Here is a 14,305-nt window from a genome sequence, read left to right on the forward strand (position 1 = left end):
CCCGTCCCATCGGAAGGGGTGGTTAAAAATCATACTGGACGTGCGCGATGATTTTTGTTGAGAATGGTCGAAGGGTGACCGGTGCAAGTGCGGGTGCAGAAAAAAAAGTGTCGATGGGCGTGGACGAAAAATGGAAATGAAACAGAGAATGAGAGACGAAGGAAATTTTAAAAAAAGAGAGAGTAGAGAAGGACAATATACTTACGTTATATATAGTAAAGAAAAGGAAGGAAAAAAGTTGAAAAAAGAAGATTCTAGAGGGAATGAAATTCCGGTTGGAATCGTAACCTTGGACGAGGATCTACCGGAGCTCGAGGAACTTGCCCGTTCTGCCGGATACGATGTGCTCTTCGAGATAATTCAAAAACGAAACCATCCCAATAGCAAGACATTCGTGGGGAAAGGAAAATTGGAAGAGGTCAAAGAAACCCTCGCTAAGCGTTCCGTTCCCGTTCTATTGTTCAATGGGGAGCTCAAACCTTCCCAACATTACTTACTGGAGAGTGAACTGGGAGTGGAATGCGTCGACCGCATCCGTCTCGTACTCAATATATTCTCCACCAGAGCATCATCCAGGGAGTCCCAGCTCCAGGTTCTGAGAGCCAAGCTGATCTACGAGATACCCCTCCTCCGTGAATGGATCCACAATGCCAAGGCCGGCGAGCACCCTGGCTTCCTCGGCGGCGGCGCTTACGAGACCGATGCGTATTATGAGCTTATCAGGCGCCAGCTCAGCCGCATTGACGGTGAGCTTCAGAAGCTCGACGTCAACCACAGTCTCAGGAGGCAGCAGCGACGCAAGAGAGGGTTCAGCACCGTCGCCATTGCCGGTTACACTAACGCCGGCAAATCATCCCTTCTCAATGCCCTGACCTCAGAGAAGGTCCTGGTAGAGGATCGTCTGTTCTCGACACTGGCCACGACCACCGGACGTCTCGAAGGAGAGAACAAACCAATCCTCATCACTGACACCATAGGCTTCCTGGGAAACCTCCCTCATTTCCTCATCGAATCCTTCAAGAGTACCATCGACGAGGTCTATTTTGCCGATTTGGTCATCCTGGTGATAGACGCGTCCGATTCAGTGGACGAGGTCAGACGGAAGATCGAGACCTCCCGGGACATACTTTTCCCGGAGGTGGACGCATCTTCGATCATCATTGTTCTCAATAAGCTGGATTGCGCTGACGAGCTTCCCAAGAAGAGGGCCCTAGCCGCGGAAATATTACCGGCCAGAGACATACTGGCAACCTCAGTCCGTACCGGGAACGGGATCAAGATCCTGCACGACGTCATCTCTTCCACCTTCCAGTACCCGGTAGAGATGCGCTTCCGGCTTCCACATGGGGAGGGGGTGGAGCCCTTCCTCTCGTGGCTGCACTCGCGCACCGAAGTAGTGCAAGTGAAATATGATCAAGAAGTGGAAGTGCACCTTTTCTGTCAGGAGAAGGACCACGCCAACATAGTCAATAAAATCGTCTCACTTGGTGGCCAGTCGGTCTGAGACATTCACTGGAAAGGAACATCGGCGGCCTGAGTGAGCAGACCTGATAACAGACCCGGTACCGCTCGATTAGTTCCAGTGGAAATAGAGGGGTCCCCCTCTTGCCCCCTTATTTGACCCCAAAATTTTTCTTCTTGACCGCGAGGCGCTCCTCATAATTCACAGGAAGCTTCCACGCAAGGTATTCAACGTCGTCGAGCTGCTTCACGAAGACGGCTTTGCTCTTCTCATCGATGAGCTTGTTGAACTTGCGCACATTTAAGCGATAGGTCACGAACCAGATGACGCCGACGAGCGTCATGACCGCCCCGATCCCGATGAGCCAGTAGCCCCAGGCACCGATATCGCGGAAATAATCGCCCAGGAGATCAAGCAATCCCACGATCATCAAGACCGCGCCCGCCCCGAGGATGGCCAGGGAGATGGCCCGGGCATGCTGCACGGTGTATGGCTTAGACATGGAGGCCAAATCTGCGATGGCCTATTCAAGATTATCCTCATAACTTAGATGCAATGAAAATCTTCGAGACCTTCCAGTTCGTTGGTCCGAGCGTGCGCGCTCCCCACGCTAGCCCCCTCGTCCTGCTTATGGTGGCCTCTGTTTCCATTGCCGCGCTCATGGCCCTCTCCGACTTCAATCCTGTCGAGATGCCCCAGCTCCGAGACCTGGACGCGGACGCTGCGACCATGACGTTGGTGGTCTTGGAATGCCGGATATGTACCGGAGGGTACCTCCTCGAGCTCGCCGATGGGGTGGGCGGCGAGGCAAGGGCCTTCTGCCCAGCTCATCTATTGTCCACTCCCCTGGACCGCGGGTCGACGGTGACGATCACGGTGATGCGCTCCTCCGATGACCCCTCTTTCCTCTTTGTTCAGGAGATCTCGCTGCCTCCGACCGGAAAGGATTGATATCCCCCCGCCCCTTCGGTGGCCTGAAGGCCCATGTTCATCGCCGCCGACGACACTGACTCGTCCACCTGGATGTGCACCACGTTCCTCGCCACGGAACTGGTACGGGCCCTTTCCGACCACGATCTCATCGGGCTGCCGAGACTGGTCCGGCTCAACCCAGCGGTCCCCTGGAAGACCAGGGGGAACGGGGCCATATGCATCAGGGTGGGCCGGGGGATCGGGCAGCCGCGGCTGTGCGGTCATATGGATGGCAAGGACGTTCTCTGCTACGCCCGTTCCCAGGAGGACCCTGATCCCGATGAAATAATGGCCAGATGCTGGCCGGTGGTGGAGAGATGGTCGCAGAGGGACGACTCCGATCCCGGCCTGGTTGTCACCGCCGAGGCCCCCGAGGGGGAGCTATATCGGCATGCGGTGCGGCGGATCATCGACAAAGAGGAGGCGCTAGCCGCGCTGCGAGGGGTGGGGGCGCGAACCTTCGAGATCAACTCCGGTCGCGGGCTGATAGGCGCCGCGGCGGCCGCGGCGTGGAGGCCGATGGACCGTACCTACGAGGTACTGGCGTATCGGGAGAGGGAACGGTGGGGGCGTCCTCGGGAGGTCTCCCCGGAGGACATCGCCCTCCTGGACCGGCGGTTCCCCTCTACCTTCAACAATTACGAGCATGTCGCTGGCCGTCCGGCCATCGTGCCCCACACCACCTGTCCCGTCCTCTACGGCATCCGGGGCGACTCTCCCCTCGACCTCGTCAAGGCGGCGTCCTCGGTAGCCTCCGAGCCGGTGGACCGGTGGCTGATGTTCATAACCAACCAGGGGACCGACGACCACATAATCACCGCGTGGGACCGCTTGGTGCCAAACTCCTCGTACCTGGTGGAGGGGAATGTGGCAACAATGCCGGCCACCATACCTGGCGGCCATGTGATTTTCGCTCTTAGCACCCGGGACGGCGACGTCGACTGCGCCGCCTACGAACCCTCCAAGGGCTTCCGGGCCATCGTGCGCCAGCTGCGACCGGGGGACCGGGTCCAGGTCATGGGAGAGCTGCGCGAAGCTCCCCGTACTCTCAACATCGAGAAGCTCAACGTCCTATCGTTGGCGCGGTCGATGGTGAAGCTCTCAAACCCCCCCTGCCCGGCGTGCGGCCGCCGGACCAAGTCGGCGGGGCAGGGGCAGGGTTACCGCTGCCGGGAGTGCGGCACGAAGGGGCTGGAAGCGACTATGCAGGAAGAGGTGCGTCAGATCGGCCCGGGATGGTACGAGCCGCCGGTGTGCACCCGTCGCCATTTGTCGAAGCCGCTGAAGCGTATGGGCGTGCAATCGACCATCGTCGTATAGAATGACCGGCAGTTTTTTTATACGCCAATTCCCTGGCCGCTACGGATGGGAGTGCAGCTCCCAGGATACAGCAGGAGCATGATCATTTGAAGGAAGCGGTCATCATCAGTGCCGCCCGTACCGCGGTCGGCAAGTTTGGAGGCTCGTTGAAGAACTTTCCAGTCCCCCAGCTGGGGGCCGTGGCCATTGCCGAGGCGGTCAAGAGGGCCACGCTGGAGCCCAAGGACGTGCAGGAGTGCATGATGGGCATTGTTCTCTCAGCCGGGGTCGGCCAGAACCCCGCCCGACAGGCGGCATTGAAGGCCGGACTGCCGGTGGAGATAGGCTCCCTGAACATCAACAAGATATGCGGCTCGGGGCTGAAGACGGTCATGCTGGCCGCTTCCTCCGTACGGGCCGGGGAGAACGACGTGGTCGTGGCCGGAGGTATGGAGAACATGAGCGCCGCCCCCTACCTTCTCATGGAGGGCCGCTTCGGCTATCGGCTCGGGGATAACAAGATCGTCGACCACCTGGTTCGTGATGGCCTGTGGGACGCCCCCACCGACCAGCACATGGGCAATACCGCCGAGCTGGTGGCAGAGCGCCACAACGTCACGAGGCAGGAGGCCGATGAACTGTCCTACCAGAGTCACGTCAAGGCCACTGCTGCCCAGAAAGCGGGCCGCTTCGACAAGGAGATCGTGCCGATCAAGATGAAGGTCAAGAAGGAGGAGATCGAGTTCCGCCAGGACGAGGGGGTCCGCCCGGACATATCCATAGACGCCCTGGCGAAGCTCAAGCCGGCGTTCAAGGAGGGCGGCGTCGTCACCGCCGGCAACGCATCGCAGATCAGCGACGGCGCGGCCGCCGTGGTGGTGACCTCCAGGGAGTACGCCGAGGCTCGGGGAATAAAACCGCTCGCCACCATCGTCGACTACTGCACCGGGGGCACCAGGCCGGAGTGGATCATGGAGGCGCCGATCTCCGCCACCCGCACCCTGCTGGAGCGCAACAAAATGGGCATCGAGGACATCGATCTGTTCGAGCACAACGAGGCTTTCGCCACCGCCTCGGTTGCGGTCAAGCGGGCCCTCAAGGTGCCTGACGATCGCTTCAACGTGAACGGCGGCGCGGTTGCTCTCGGCCATCCCATCGGTTGCTCCGGCACCAGGGTGCTGACCACTCTGATCTACGCGATGCACGACCGCGGTGCCCGCACCGGCCTGGCAACCCTGTGCCTGGGTGGCGGGAACGCGGTGTCGATGATTATCCGCCGGGAATGATCACAATCCCTTCCCCCGCCTTAGCGGGGGTTTACTTTTTCTCCCGCTGACCGGTTCGGCGATAGACTTTATGTGGCATCGTCCATTCCCATTCGGTGAGACCCTGCCTACGATGGACGAGCTGCTGAGATCGGTGGACAACGACCGCGACGACATGATCAGGCAGATGACCGAAATGCTCAGGATCCCAGCCATGGGACCGGAGAACGGGGGGCAGGGGGAGGTCGAACGTGCCCGCTTCATTCACGACCTGCTGCATCACATTGGGTTCGAGGACGTCGAGACCTACAATGCGCCGGACCCCCGGGTGGCGCCGGGGGTGCGTCCAAGCGTCCTCGCCAAGAAGAAGGGAAAGACGGACCGCACGGTATGGATCGTCTCCCACATGGACACCGTGTCCCCGGGAGATGAGAAGGCGTGGACCTATCCCCCCTTCGACGGCACGGTGGTGGACGGCAAGTTGTTCGGCCGGGGGTCGGAGGACAACGGTCAGGCAGTAATCTCTTCGCTCTTCGCGGCCCGCGCCCTACTAAATTCCGGCCTTCAGCCGGAGTGCACCCTGGGAATCGCGGTCGTCGCCGACGAGGAGGCCGGTTCGGACTTCGGCATCAAGTACCTAATACGCCAGGGCCTCTTCGGAAAGGACGACCTGTTCTACGTGCCCGACGCCGGGGAGGCGGACGGCTCGGTGATCGAGGTGGCGGAGAAGTCGATCATCTGGCTCAAGATCACGGTCAAGGGCAAGCAGGTACACGCGTCCACTCCCAAAAAGGGCCTTAACGCCCTGAGGGTCGGCTCTGAGTTGATCCTGTTCCTTGCGGACCAGCTGGCCGGCCACTTTCCGGCCGAGGACCGTCTGTTCAATCCCTCGGGCTCCACTTTCGAGCCCACCAAGAAGCTTGCCAATGTGGAGAACATCAACACCGTACCGGGCGAGGACATCACCTTCTTCGACATCCGTCTTCTGCCGCAGTACGACCCTGACGAGTGCATCCGGGCGGCCAAGGAGATCGGCAGGGTGTTCGAGCGGAGGACCGGGGCGGCGATCGAGGTCGAGGCAATCCGGGTCGATCCTGCCGGCAAGGCCTCGCGCGTCGACGGCGAGGGGGCCAGGGCCCTGAGTAAGGCGGTGCGCCACGTGCTGGGCGTCCAGCCCAGGACGATCGGGATCGGCGGTCAGACCTGCGCCAACTGGTTCCGCCAGGAAGGTTTGGACGCCTATGTCTGGGAAACGCTGGACGAGATGGCCCACCAGGTCGACGAGTACACCCGGGTCGACAATCTGGTTAATGATGCCAAGGTCTTCTCGGTGCTGCTGGCCAACCTGTGCTATCCCGGGCAGTTCAAGGAAACGCACATCGAGTACTGATCACCTCAGCACCCGGTAGCGCAGCCACACCGCGCCCCCCTTGAGCTCGCGGGAGGAGATGAGCTCGGCCTTCAGGCCCCTCTCCCCCGGAGGTAGGTCGGGTACTTGGAACAGGGAGCTGGGGGAGGCGCCTCCAATCAGTTGCGGCTGGACCATGACGCTCACCTCGCTCACCAGCCCCGCCTGGAGCAGGACCCCGTTAAGAGTGCCTCCGCTGTCCACTCTGATCACCTTGACCGCGTGCTTCTCGGACAGCATCTCCAGCGCCGCCCGGAGGTCCACCTTGTCCCTCCCGGCGACCATCACCTCCACCCCCTCCTTCCTCAGGTACTCGAGGTGTTCTCGGGGCGTGAGCTCCGAGCATAGCGCCACCCCCGCCCGCCAGTACATCGACGGAACAGCCCTGCCCCAGCTTCGGAAACGGCCGCGGGAGTCGACCACTGCCAGGAGGGGCCGTGACGGGTCGGTGGACCCGTCATGTTCCCACATTTCGATTCCGGATCGCATCATGGTCTCCGAGCCGCACAGCGTGAGGTCCTCCTTCCATGTGGAGATCAGCGAATAGTAGAGCTCCATGTCGACATCCAAACGATCCATCCGGCCGTCCACGCTGACGGCGTTGTGAATGACCAAGTAAGGCAGCATGTTCTTCCCTGAGAAGAACCAAAGGGAAAATAAAAAGAGATCAGTCAGAGAAAAGGCGGTCCAGCATCCACTTGCTGTCAAACTTGATGATGTCCTCGTACTCCTGTCCGGTCGAAAGGAAGGCGATGGGCTTGCCGATGGCGTTGGCGATCGAGAGCGCGGCGCCGCCCTTGGCGTCGGTGTCGATCTTGGTCAGGATGACGGCATCGATCCCCACCGCCTTATCGAAGGCTATGGCCTGCTCGATGGCGTCATTCCCGGCCAGGGAATCGCCGACGAAGATCATCAGATGGGGGCGTACGACCCGCTTGATCTTCTTCATCTCGTCCATCAGGTTGGCGTTGGTCTGCATCCGTCCAGCGGTGTCCACTAGCACCACGTCCCGGCGCTTGGCCTTGGCGTGATCGACGGCGTCGTAAGCCACCGCTGCGGGGTCCCCGCCGGACTGGTGCTTGATGATCTTGGTACCAAGCCGCTCTGCGTGGACGTTGAGTTGCTCGATAGCCCCCGCCCGGAAGGTGTCGGAGGCCGAGAGAACGGTGGTAAGCCCCATCTTCTGAAGGCGATTGGACAGTTTGGCGATGGCGGTGGTCTTACCGGTGCCATTGATGCCCACGAACATGATGACGACCGGCTTCTCGTGCGACCGCACGTAGCCGTCGAAGTCGAACTCGCTCTTCTTCAGGACCGACTCGATGGCGTTCTTGAGGGCGGCCTCTACCACCTGGTCCAGGGTGAACTTGCGGTCGACGCGCTTACCGACCAGTCCCTCGCGGACGCCGTTCTTGATCTCCTCGATGACCGGGAGGGCGACATCCGATTCCAGTAGCCCGAGCTCCAGCTCCCACAGCAGCTCATCGACCTCCTTCTCGTCGATCTTACGGCCGGAGTCCCCGACCGCGGCCGCGGCGGCCCGCGGCGTCTGCGGTTGCTCCTTGGCTACGGCTGGAGCTTGCGGTTGAGGCTCCTGTTGTGGTTCCTCGGTCGCTTTGCCCCGCAGGGCGGAGAGCTTCTTCTTCAGCGACTCGAACAACCGCTCACCCGCCTAAGGACCGCGCTGCAACGCCTGGAGTTCCTGATCGACCGCCTGGGAAAGAGTGGCGGCCTGCTCCTCGATGACCATCCGGCGGTCGGCCAGCTTCTTCATCGAGTCCATCAGCTCGGTGGCCCGTTCGTCCATGGTCTTAATGGCGTCGTCCATGGACTTCTCCACGGACACCCCGGTTCCCACTCCCACGATGGCTTTGGCGTTGGTGGCGACCTTGGCGAACACGAAGGAGTTACCTCCGATGGGCACCAAGACCTCGTCCCCCTCCTTGGCCTTCTGGTACTGGACGAGCGTTTCCTTGGCCCGCCCCAGTTCCTCCAAGGAGATCTGGACCATCTGCTGGTTCTGGTTGATGCTCTCGAGCTGGGCGCGGAAGATCTCCAGGGTGGACATCGCCTGGCGCAGCTCCGCCTCGTTCATTGATGCCCCTCAGCGAGGTACTTCACCGCGTGGTTGACGATTTCCTCGCCCTGGATGCCCTTTATCTCATTGATCTTGATCTGGGAGCGGTTGAGCCGGTGGCGGCTTCCCAAGTTGGAGTAGATCTGCTCGGTGACGCCGGCCTCGTTCTCAGCGGCGACCTCGATGCTGAATTTCTGCCAGCTGAACTTGCCGGTCTTGAACTCACCAGTAGCGCGATAGGCCTTCATATAAATCCTCGCCCCTTGGAATGTACTCCCTCCAATAAACCTTTTGGTGTCGGAGGGCGTAGCAGTAGCGTGGTCGTTCCGCTGCGTTTCTACCGTCCAGGAAAAAAGTACCCCGCCTTTTCGGTAACCGGGGGGCGGTGCGAACTGCAGTGTGAGCATTGCCGGGGCCGCTATCTCTCGGGGATGAGGGCGGTCCTCACCTCCGAGCAGCTGCTGCACGAGGTCTCGTCCCTAGAGGCCTCCGGAGGCACCGGGTTCCTGTTGAGCGGGGGATGCGATGCCCGGGGCCGGGTGCCCCTCGGCCCCTTCCTGGGAGCGGTCCGTCAAATCAAGGAGGGGACCTCCCTTACGGTCAACCTCCATCCTGGGCTGGTGGACGCCGAGGCAGCCCGGGCGCTGCTGGCATCGGGGGCGGACGCGTTCTCGGTGGACGTCCTGCAGGACCGCCAGGTCATCGCCGGCCGATTGCACCTGGACGCCTCTCCGCAGGACTACCGCCGAACGCTGGAGCTCCTATCCCCGGGCACCGTGGTGCCCCATGTATGCGTCGGCCTACAGTCGGAGCGGGGGGAGGAGGATACTCTGGACCTCCTATCATCGGTGCGCATCGAGGCCCTGGTGGTGCTGGGCCTGATGGCTCCGCCGGGGTTCAGCGACGGTAGCGCCGTCCCCACCGACCGCCTGCTCCGCTTCGTTCGGCAGGCGGTGAGAAGGATCGACGCGCCGGTGCTCCTGGGCTGCATGCGCCCCCGCGGCCGGGCGGACGCGGAGATCGAGATCATAAAGGCTGGGGCGGCCGGCGTGGTCAACCCCGCGTCCGCCACCGTGGCATGGGCCCGTGCGGCCGGCGTGGAGGCGGCAGAGGTCCAGGCCTGCTGTGCCCTTCACCGGTAGACCGAGCTCTTGGTGAACCGGCTCCGGATCTTCATCGCCATTAGGACCCAGGCAGCGTAGATCCCGATGAACAGAAGGCTGAACATGGAGATGAAGGCCACGAAGGTGGGGGATAAGGTGCGGTGCACGGTGTAGGACACCTCCACCGACTGGTCGCTGTTCACCACGATATAGTACATCCCGAACGGCGAATCGGGGAAGGTCAGATCCAGACCGGGCGAGGTGTCGTCGGCGGTGAGGACGGCATGCTGGCGAAGTGCCTCCATGCTGCCGGCGTACTGCTCGTAGTTGGCGGCGGAGACCACGATGACCTCGGCCGGGGAGCCGCTGACCACGTGTATGGTGTCCACGGCGGTCAGGCCCAGCTCGTCGCGGTTGTCGAAGGTGGCCACGGTCATGGTCTTCCCGGACTCGCTGGTGGCGTTGGCGATGCCGTTGGCGATGAACGGGGTGAGGACGAGAAACATCGCCACTGCAGCGATAGCGATGACTATCAGGCTCCGGCGGATGGACCGCTTGAGCATGTAGGACTTGGCGCTGAAGCTCTTGGTGTACCACTGCTCGAGGTAGGTGAAGAAGAAGCCCTCCACCCCGATGACCAGGGCGATGAGGATCATGAAGTACAGGATCGAACCGATGTTGAAGTAGAACGGCTTAAGCTGAATGTCACCGCCCATGTAAGTGAGGACGATGACGGCGGCCAGCACGATGACCACCTGTACGATCATGAGGTTCCTCTTGGCGTTGCGAACCTGGGCCAGGCGTACCCCGTTCTCCAATGCATTGCTCAAGTCCATAGGAACCGGATTGAAATTTTTCTTTGCAGATAAATATCTTTGCACCTCGATGCTCCATCTGGATATCCACGCTCAGCCGTCCGGCGGGATGTCCAGGGTGGCTATGCGACGGCCGATCATGAAAATCGCGGCGTAGGTGGGGACCTCGCAGAGGCCCTCCACCTCGAACCGCTGGTCTCTGATCTCTACCACCGTGGGCTTGCGCACGAAAACCTCTACCGGCCGGTCGGGGTACAGCGAGGGCACCGCGTCCCGCAGCGGGTCGAACTGGTCCAGCTCCTCGCGGTCCATCGGGGTGACCCTGAGCCCGGTCTTCCCGTGTAGCGACCACGGCAGCCGGATCAGACGCTTGATGTCGCTGGTGACCGGCTCGTCGATCTCCGCGCTGAAGCGAGGCCTTACCTCCTCGTTCATGAGCTTGAGGAAAAGGTCAAGGTGGCGGCGATCGGAGAAGCTGGAAAGGGCGTTCCCGGAGAGCATGCGGTCCGCCCCGTCCCTCGCCCCGCTCTTAGTATACAGATCCTTCAGCATCCCTTCTATGATGGCGTCCGAGGCCCCGGACAGGACCGGAAGGCGGGCCCGAAGGTCGGGAAGGTCACGGGAGCGCATCTCCTCCACCAGCCACTGCATCCCATGGCGCATTCTCCGCCGCCATCCTCCGGAGGAGGGCGGGGGCATGGACCGTACCTTGCTCTCCTGCACGATGCCCCGGATCTCCCGGGAGGCGGTGGTCCGCTCAGGGAACACCCACTCAAGGTTGAGGTCGGTGCCTGCGATGTAGTCCACGATCTCCCGGCGCTCGTGGCTGCGCAGTCCGGTCAGCCTGGCGTCCATGACATGGATGTGATACCCGCGGCCGCCGGAGAACACGATGCGGAGGTGGGAGGCGTCGAACCCGAGGTCCCCCATGAGGAAATCGTCGATGAGGCGGAGAAGCTCCACCTTGATGCGGGCCAGCATGTCTCGGTAGGTCATGCTCTCGGCCCCCTTGACGTGGTCGGCGTCCAGGTCGAAGATGAGGTCCGCGCCCATCCACTTCTTCTCTTCCATGGTGGGCGCCCCAGGAAACTGGTAGTATGCGGACGAGTAGTAGGCGTGGGACGGGACCTGGCCCTGCAGGAAGGAGTGCAGCTCCCCCGCCCCCTCGAACCCGAGGTGGCGCTGGACGAAGTCCCGGTCAAAGAACATGAAGCCGAACTCCCGGCGATCCATCCTTTCCGGGGGCCGCGGGGGCCGGCTTGAGTAGTACCTCTGGAACCACCCCCTCATGAACTCCTGGTCCGGGCCCATCGGCGTAAGGAAGGTCGTAAAGCTATTTGTAATTGCCAGCCTCCCTAGCAAAGCTCTAATACCATACGCTAGAGAGATGTCCAGCATGATAGCCCACATTTTACTGGAGTATTCCTCGGACGGTCCCCCGCCTTCCACCGTGGACCGGAGGATCCAGGGCATGGGGCTTTCCCGGGACGGGGCGTACCTCGTTCTGGAGGCGGCCACCGAGGAGGAGCTGAACCGGAAAATCGACCGGCTTCACGAGGCGTTGCGGGGCAGTGGCGTCCGCTACACCATCGCCGCCGGGCGGTCCCGGGGGGAAGCGGCTGAGGAAACGGAGGTCGCCCTCGAACCGGAACCGCGGGGGGTCGTGCTCGAGGGCGTCCTCCTCGAGGCCAAGGCCGACGAGGCGATACACCTGCTGCGCCGGAAGGACATGGGGTTCGATGACCTGCTGGACGCCCTCGACCTCGGCGAGGACGAGCTGGAGATGGTGCTGCGAGAGCTGGTCGGCGCCGGCCTGATCACCGTCCACCGGACCGATGATGGGATCAACTACCGTCTCGCGGGCCCGATGCTCCGCTCGCTGGCTCGTTGAGCCTCCGGCGGCTGGCCACCGCCAGCGCCACCAGGGCGATGGGCACCGAGATCCAGATGGAGGTAGCGACCGACAGAAGGCCGGCCGCGGTGGCTGTGGTCAGGGTGACCCCCGTCCTGGCGAAGATGTCGGCGATCACCGTGATGTTGCCGCTACCGCCTGGCAGGAAGACCTGAAAGGTCATGGCCAGAGAGGAGGCGACCACCACCGCAGGCAGGGATGCCAGGACCCCCAGGGCGGCCATGATGAGGGCAAGGCGGGAGAACTCCAGCGCCCAAACCGGGATGGTGAGAGCCGCGGCCAGGAACATCCATCGGCGATCGGAGCCTCTCCCGCCCCGCCGAGCCTGATCGAACGAGTCGATGGTCCGCTCCACCTTCTCCCCGACCTCGTCGGCGTAGCGGCCCCCCCTGAACCGTCGGGCCACTCGGTTGCTGATCCTCCCGCCCCACTCCACGATGTCCGGTCGGCGAAGGACCACGATGACGGCGAGATTGGCCCCCGCCACCAGTCCGCAGACCGCCGCCAGAGGCCACCATGATCCGGTGGGGGTGGAGAGGTACAGCACTGCCACTGAGGCCACCAGCACCGCGGTAACCAGGACGAGGTCCATCACCTTCTCCGCCACCACCGTGGCCAGGCCGGTTCCGATGGGCACCCCCTCAGCGCGGTGCACTCCCCAGATGCGGGCGCCCTCCCCCGCCACCTTGATAGGCGTAAGATCGTTGATCGCCTGCCCCACGGCGTATTGGGACAGCACCACTCTTCCCCTGACCCGGTGCCGGGCGCTCCTCAGCAGCACATGCCATCGCAGCGCCCTCACCGCGATAGATAGGAGGTAGAGCAGTACGGCTGCGGTCACCAGGACGAGGTCGGCGCCGGCCAGGCGGTCGGCGAGCTGCCATGGCCCCGCCTGCACCACCAGGCCGGCGATCAGCGCCCCGCTGAAGATGAGGACGATGGCGTACCCACTTCCCGGTCCGCGTTTCCACCTCATGGTAGGTGCTTGGAAACCACTAGGTCATAAGGCCAGTCATGCCGTGGCGGCGCCAGAAGGGGTTGCGAACCGCTTCGACAAGCCTAAATAGAGCTATACAAATGGTGAAGATTCAATAGGTGACATAGATGGGAGCTGTATCAGCTAACCTTCGGGTCCTCATGATGTTCAGTGTTCTGACGGCTATTTTCGTGGCCATCGGCTGGGTGGTGGGGATCTACTTCTTCGGCAACTGGGTCGCCGGAGCGATTGTATTCCTGGTCATCGCCGGGCTCATGAACTTTATTTCATACTTCTTCTCCTCGAAGATCGTCCTGGCGTCCTACCGGGCAAGGATCGTCAACGAGGCGGAAGCTCCCCGGCTGTACCGCATCGTCAGGCAGGTATCCTCCACCGCCGGGCTGCCGATGCCCCAGGTGGCCATCGTGCCGACCATGAATCCCAACGCCTTCGCCACCGGCCGCAACCCGCAGCACGCCACCGTGGCCGCTACCGAGGGTATCCTTCAGCTGCTCAACGACGACGAGCTAACCGGGGTGCTGGCCCACGAGATGGCCCACGTCAAGGACCGGGACATGCTGGTCATGACCGTCGCGGCCACCCTGGCTGGCGCCATCTCCTTCGCCGCCCGCTCCTTCCTGTGGGGCAGCATGTTCGGCGGAGGGGACCGCGACAACGGCAACTTCATCATCGCCTTGATCGTGGCCATCACCGCGCCCATCGCCGCCATGCTCGTCCAGCTGGCGGTGTCCCGCAGCCGGGAATATCTGGCGGACTACGAGGGGGCCATGATGATCGGCCGACCCATGGCTTTGGCCAACGCGCTTCGCAAGCTGGAGACGGGCAATAAGGCCAGACCGATGAACATGGGTAGCCCGACCTCCTCGTCGCTGTTCATAGTGAACCCATTCTCCGCCAGCGGCCTGGTGAAGCTGTTCTCCACCCACCCGCCCATCGAGGAGCGCATAAAGCGCCTCGAGGACCTTGCCAGCGGCATCCGCCGGTAAAACCTCTTC

Annotated in this window: 16 protein-coding genes; 8 read left to right on the forward strand and 8 right to left on the reverse strand. The window is 62.2% G+C overall.

Annotation, left to right across the window (positions count from 1 at the left end; genetic code table 11):
* Positions 1 to 148 precede the first annotated feature (148 nt).
* Positions 149 to 1,504, forward strand: coding sequence for a GTPase HflX (hflX, locus tag SA339_00320; GenBank protein ID MDW5561642.1), 1,356 nt, complete (start codon positions 149 to 151; stop codon positions 1,502 to 1,504).
* Between the two features lie 109 nt (positions 1,505 to 1,613).
* On the opposite strand, the gene SA339_00325 is transcribed toward hflX, so the two are convergent.
* Complete coding sequence (locus SA339_00325) at positions 1,614 to 1,964, reverse strand: DUF3198 domain-containing protein (protein ID MDW5561643.1); 351 nt, start codon at positions 1,962 to 1,964, stop codon at positions 1,614 to 1,616.
* 53 nt (positions 1,965 to 2,017) lie between these two features.
* Here SA339_00325 and SA339_00330 point away from each other — a divergent pair, with 53 nt between their 5' ends.
* From SA339_00330 to SA339_00345, 4 genes are all read left to right on the forward strand, one after another.
* The gene (locus SA339_00330) at positions 2,018 to 2,413 is read left to right on the forward strand and encodes a hypothetical protein (GenBank protein MDW5561644.1); all 396 of its coding nucleotides are present in this window, start codon (positions 2,018 to 2,020) and stop codon (positions 2,411 to 2,413) included.
* A gap of 33 nt (positions 2,414 to 2,446) precedes the next feature.
* Positions 2,447 to 3,754, forward strand: a complete 1,308-nt coding sequence (locus SA339_00335) for a tRNA(Ile)(2)-agmatinylcytidine synthase (GenBank protein MDW5561645.1) — start codon at positions 2,447 to 2,449, stop codon at positions 3,752 to 3,754.
* Positions 3,755 to 3,840: 86 nt separating this feature from the next.
* Positions 3,841 to 5,019 (forward strand): acetyl-CoA C-acetyltransferase, encoded by a 1,179-nt coding sequence (locus SA339_00340; GenBank protein MDW5561646.1) that lies wholly within the window; start codon positions 3,841 to 3,843, stop codon positions 5,017 to 5,019.
* Between the two features lie 112 nt (positions 5,020 to 5,131).
* On the forward strand, positions 5,132 to 6,388 hold the full coding sequence (locus SA339_00345; protein ID MDW5561647.1) for a M20 family metallo-hydrolase: 1,257 nt from the start codon (positions 5,132 to 5,134) through the stop codon (positions 6,386 to 6,388).
* On the opposite strand, the gene SA339_00350 is transcribed toward SA339_00345, so the two are convergent.
* From SA339_00350 to rpl18a, 4 genes are read right to left on the reverse strand one after another with little or no spacing between them, the layout of a single operon-like run.
* Positions 6,389 to 7,033 carry a dihydrofolate reductase family protein gene (locus SA339_00350; protein ID MDW5561648.1) on the reverse strand — a complete coding sequence of 215 codons (645 nt, stop codon included), beginning with the start codon at positions 7,031 to 7,033 and terminating at the stop codon, positions 6,389 to 6,391.
* 40 nt (positions 7,034 to 7,073) lie between these two features.
* Positions 7,074 to 8,066: a signal recognition particle-docking protein FtsY gene (gene ftsY, locus SA339_00355; GenBank protein MDW5561649.1), complete on the reverse strand. Its 993-nt coding sequence runs from the start codon at positions 8,064 to 8,066 to the stop codon at positions 7,074 to 7,076.
* 12 nt (positions 8,067 to 8,078) lie between these two features.
* Positions 8,079 to 8,501, reverse strand: coding sequence for a prefoldin subunit alpha (gene pfdA / locus SA339_00360; protein ID MDW5561650.1), 423 nt, complete (start codon positions 8,499 to 8,501; stop codon positions 8,079 to 8,081).
* Complete coding sequence (gene rpl18a, locus SA339_00365) at positions 8,498 to 8,731, reverse strand: 50S ribosomal protein L18Ae (protein ID MDW5561651.1); 234 nt, start codon at positions 8,729 to 8,731, stop codon at positions 8,498 to 8,500. Before rpl18a ends, pfdA begins: the two co-directional genes overlap by 4 nt.
* 69 nt (positions 8,732 to 8,800) lie before the next feature.
* Between rpl18a and SA339_00370 the strand changes: the two genes are divergently transcribed.
* Positions 8,801 to 9,625 carry a radical SAM protein gene (locus tag SA339_00370; protein MDW5561652.1) on the forward strand — a complete coding sequence of 275 codons (825 nt, stop codon included), beginning with the start codon at positions 8,801 to 8,803 and terminating at the stop codon, positions 9,623 to 9,625.
* On the opposite strand, the gene SA339_00375 is transcribed toward SA339_00370, so the two are convergent.
* Both SA339_00375 and SA339_00380 read right to left on the reverse strand, forming a co-directional pair.
* Entirely contained in the window at positions 9,616 to 10,422 is an 807-nt protein-coding gene (locus SA339_00375) for a hypothetical protein (GenBank protein ID MDW5561653.1), read from the reverse strand. The two genes, SA339_00370 and SA339_00375, sit on opposite strands and share 10 nt — an antisense overlap.
* A 72-nt stretch (positions 10,423 to 10,494) precedes the next feature.
* Positions 10,495 to 11,712, reverse strand: coding sequence for a DNA primase small subunit PriS (locus SA339_00380; protein ID MDW5561654.1), 1,218 nt, complete (start codon positions 11,710 to 11,712; stop codon positions 10,495 to 10,497).
* Positions 11,713 to 11,797: 85 nt separating this feature from the next.
* Between SA339_00380 and SA339_00385 the strand changes: the two genes are divergently transcribed.
* Positions 11,798 to 12,292, forward strand: coding sequence for a hypothetical protein (locus tag SA339_00385; protein ID MDW5561655.1), 495 nt, complete (start codon positions 11,798 to 11,800; stop codon positions 12,290 to 12,292).
* Here SA339_00385 and SA339_00390 read toward each other — a convergent pair.
* Complete coding sequence (locus SA339_00390; protein MDW5561656.1) at positions 12,246 to 13,289, reverse strand: lysylphosphatidylglycerol synthase transmembrane domain-containing protein; 1,044 nt, start codon at positions 13,287 to 13,289, stop codon at positions 12,246 to 12,248. The two genes, SA339_00385 and SA339_00390, sit on opposite strands and share 47 nt — an antisense overlap.
* A 128-nt stretch (positions 13,290 to 13,417) precedes the next feature.
* On the opposite strand from SA339_00390, the gene SA339_00395 reads away from it, so the two are divergent.
* On the forward strand, positions 13,418 to 14,296 hold the full coding sequence (locus SA339_00395) for a zinc metalloprotease HtpX (protein MDW5561657.1): 879 nt from the start codon (positions 13,418 to 13,420) through the stop codon (positions 14,294 to 14,296).
* The last annotated feature ends 9 nt before the right edge of the window (positions 14,297 to 14,305 follow it).

Source organism: Methanomassiliicoccus sp. (assembly GCA_033485155.1).
Classification (GTDB): domain Archaea; phylum Thermoplasmatota; class Thermoplasmata; order Methanomassiliicoccales; family Methanomassiliicoccaceae; genus UBA6.

Bases quoted from the DNA above. Each gene is read 5' to 3' on its own strand.
- SA339_00375 (MDW5561653.1), bottom strand. From the start codon at position 10,422: ATGGACTTGAGCAATGCATTGGAGAACGGGGTACGCCTGGCCCAGGTT.
- SA339_00390 (MDW5561656.1), bottom strand. From the start codon at position 13,289: ATGAGGTGGAAACGCGGACCGGGAAGTGGGTACGCCATCGTCCTCATC.
- hflX (MDW5561642.1), top strand. From the start codon at position 149: ATGAGAGACGAAGGAAATTTTAAAAAAAGAGAGAGTAGAGAAGGACAA.
- SA339_00325 (MDW5561643.1), bottom strand. From the start codon at position 1,964: ATGTCTAAGCCATACACCGTGCAGCATGCCCGGGCCATCTCCCTGGCC.
- SA339_00345 (MDW5561647.1), top strand. From the start codon at position 5,132: ATGGACGAGCTGCTGAGATCGGTGGACAACGACCGCGACGACATGATC.
- SA339_00380 (MDW5561654.1), bottom strand. From the start codon at position 11,712: ATGGGCCCGGACCAGGAGTTCATGAGGGGGTGGTTCCAGAGGTACTAC.
- SA339_00395 (MDW5561657.1), top strand. From the start codon at position 13,418: ATGGGAGCTGTATCAGCTAACCTTCGGGTCCTCATGATGTTCAGTGTT.
- SA339_00330 (MDW5561644.1), top strand. From the start codon at position 2,018: ATGAAAATCTTCGAGACCTTCCAGTTCGTTGGTCCGAGCGTGCGCGCT.
- pfdA (MDW5561650.1), bottom strand. From the start codon at position 8,501: ATGAACGAGGCGGAGCTGCGCCAGGCGATGTCCACCCTGGAGATCTTC.
- SA339_00350 (MDW5561648.1), bottom strand. From the start codon at position 7,033: ATGCTGCCTTACTTGGTCATTCACAACGCCGTCAGCGTGGACGGCCGG.
- SA339_00385 (MDW5561655.1), top strand. From the start codon at position 11,798: ATGATAGCCCACATTTTACTGGAGTATTCCTCGGACGGTCCCCCGCCT.
- SA339_00335 (MDW5561645.1), top strand. From the start codon at position 2,447: ATGTTCATCGCCGCCGACGACACTGACTCGTCCACCTGGATGTGCACC.
- rpl18a (MDW5561651.1), bottom strand. From the start codon at position 8,731: ATGAAGGCCTATCGCGCTACTGGTGAGTTCAAGACCGGCAAGTTCAGC.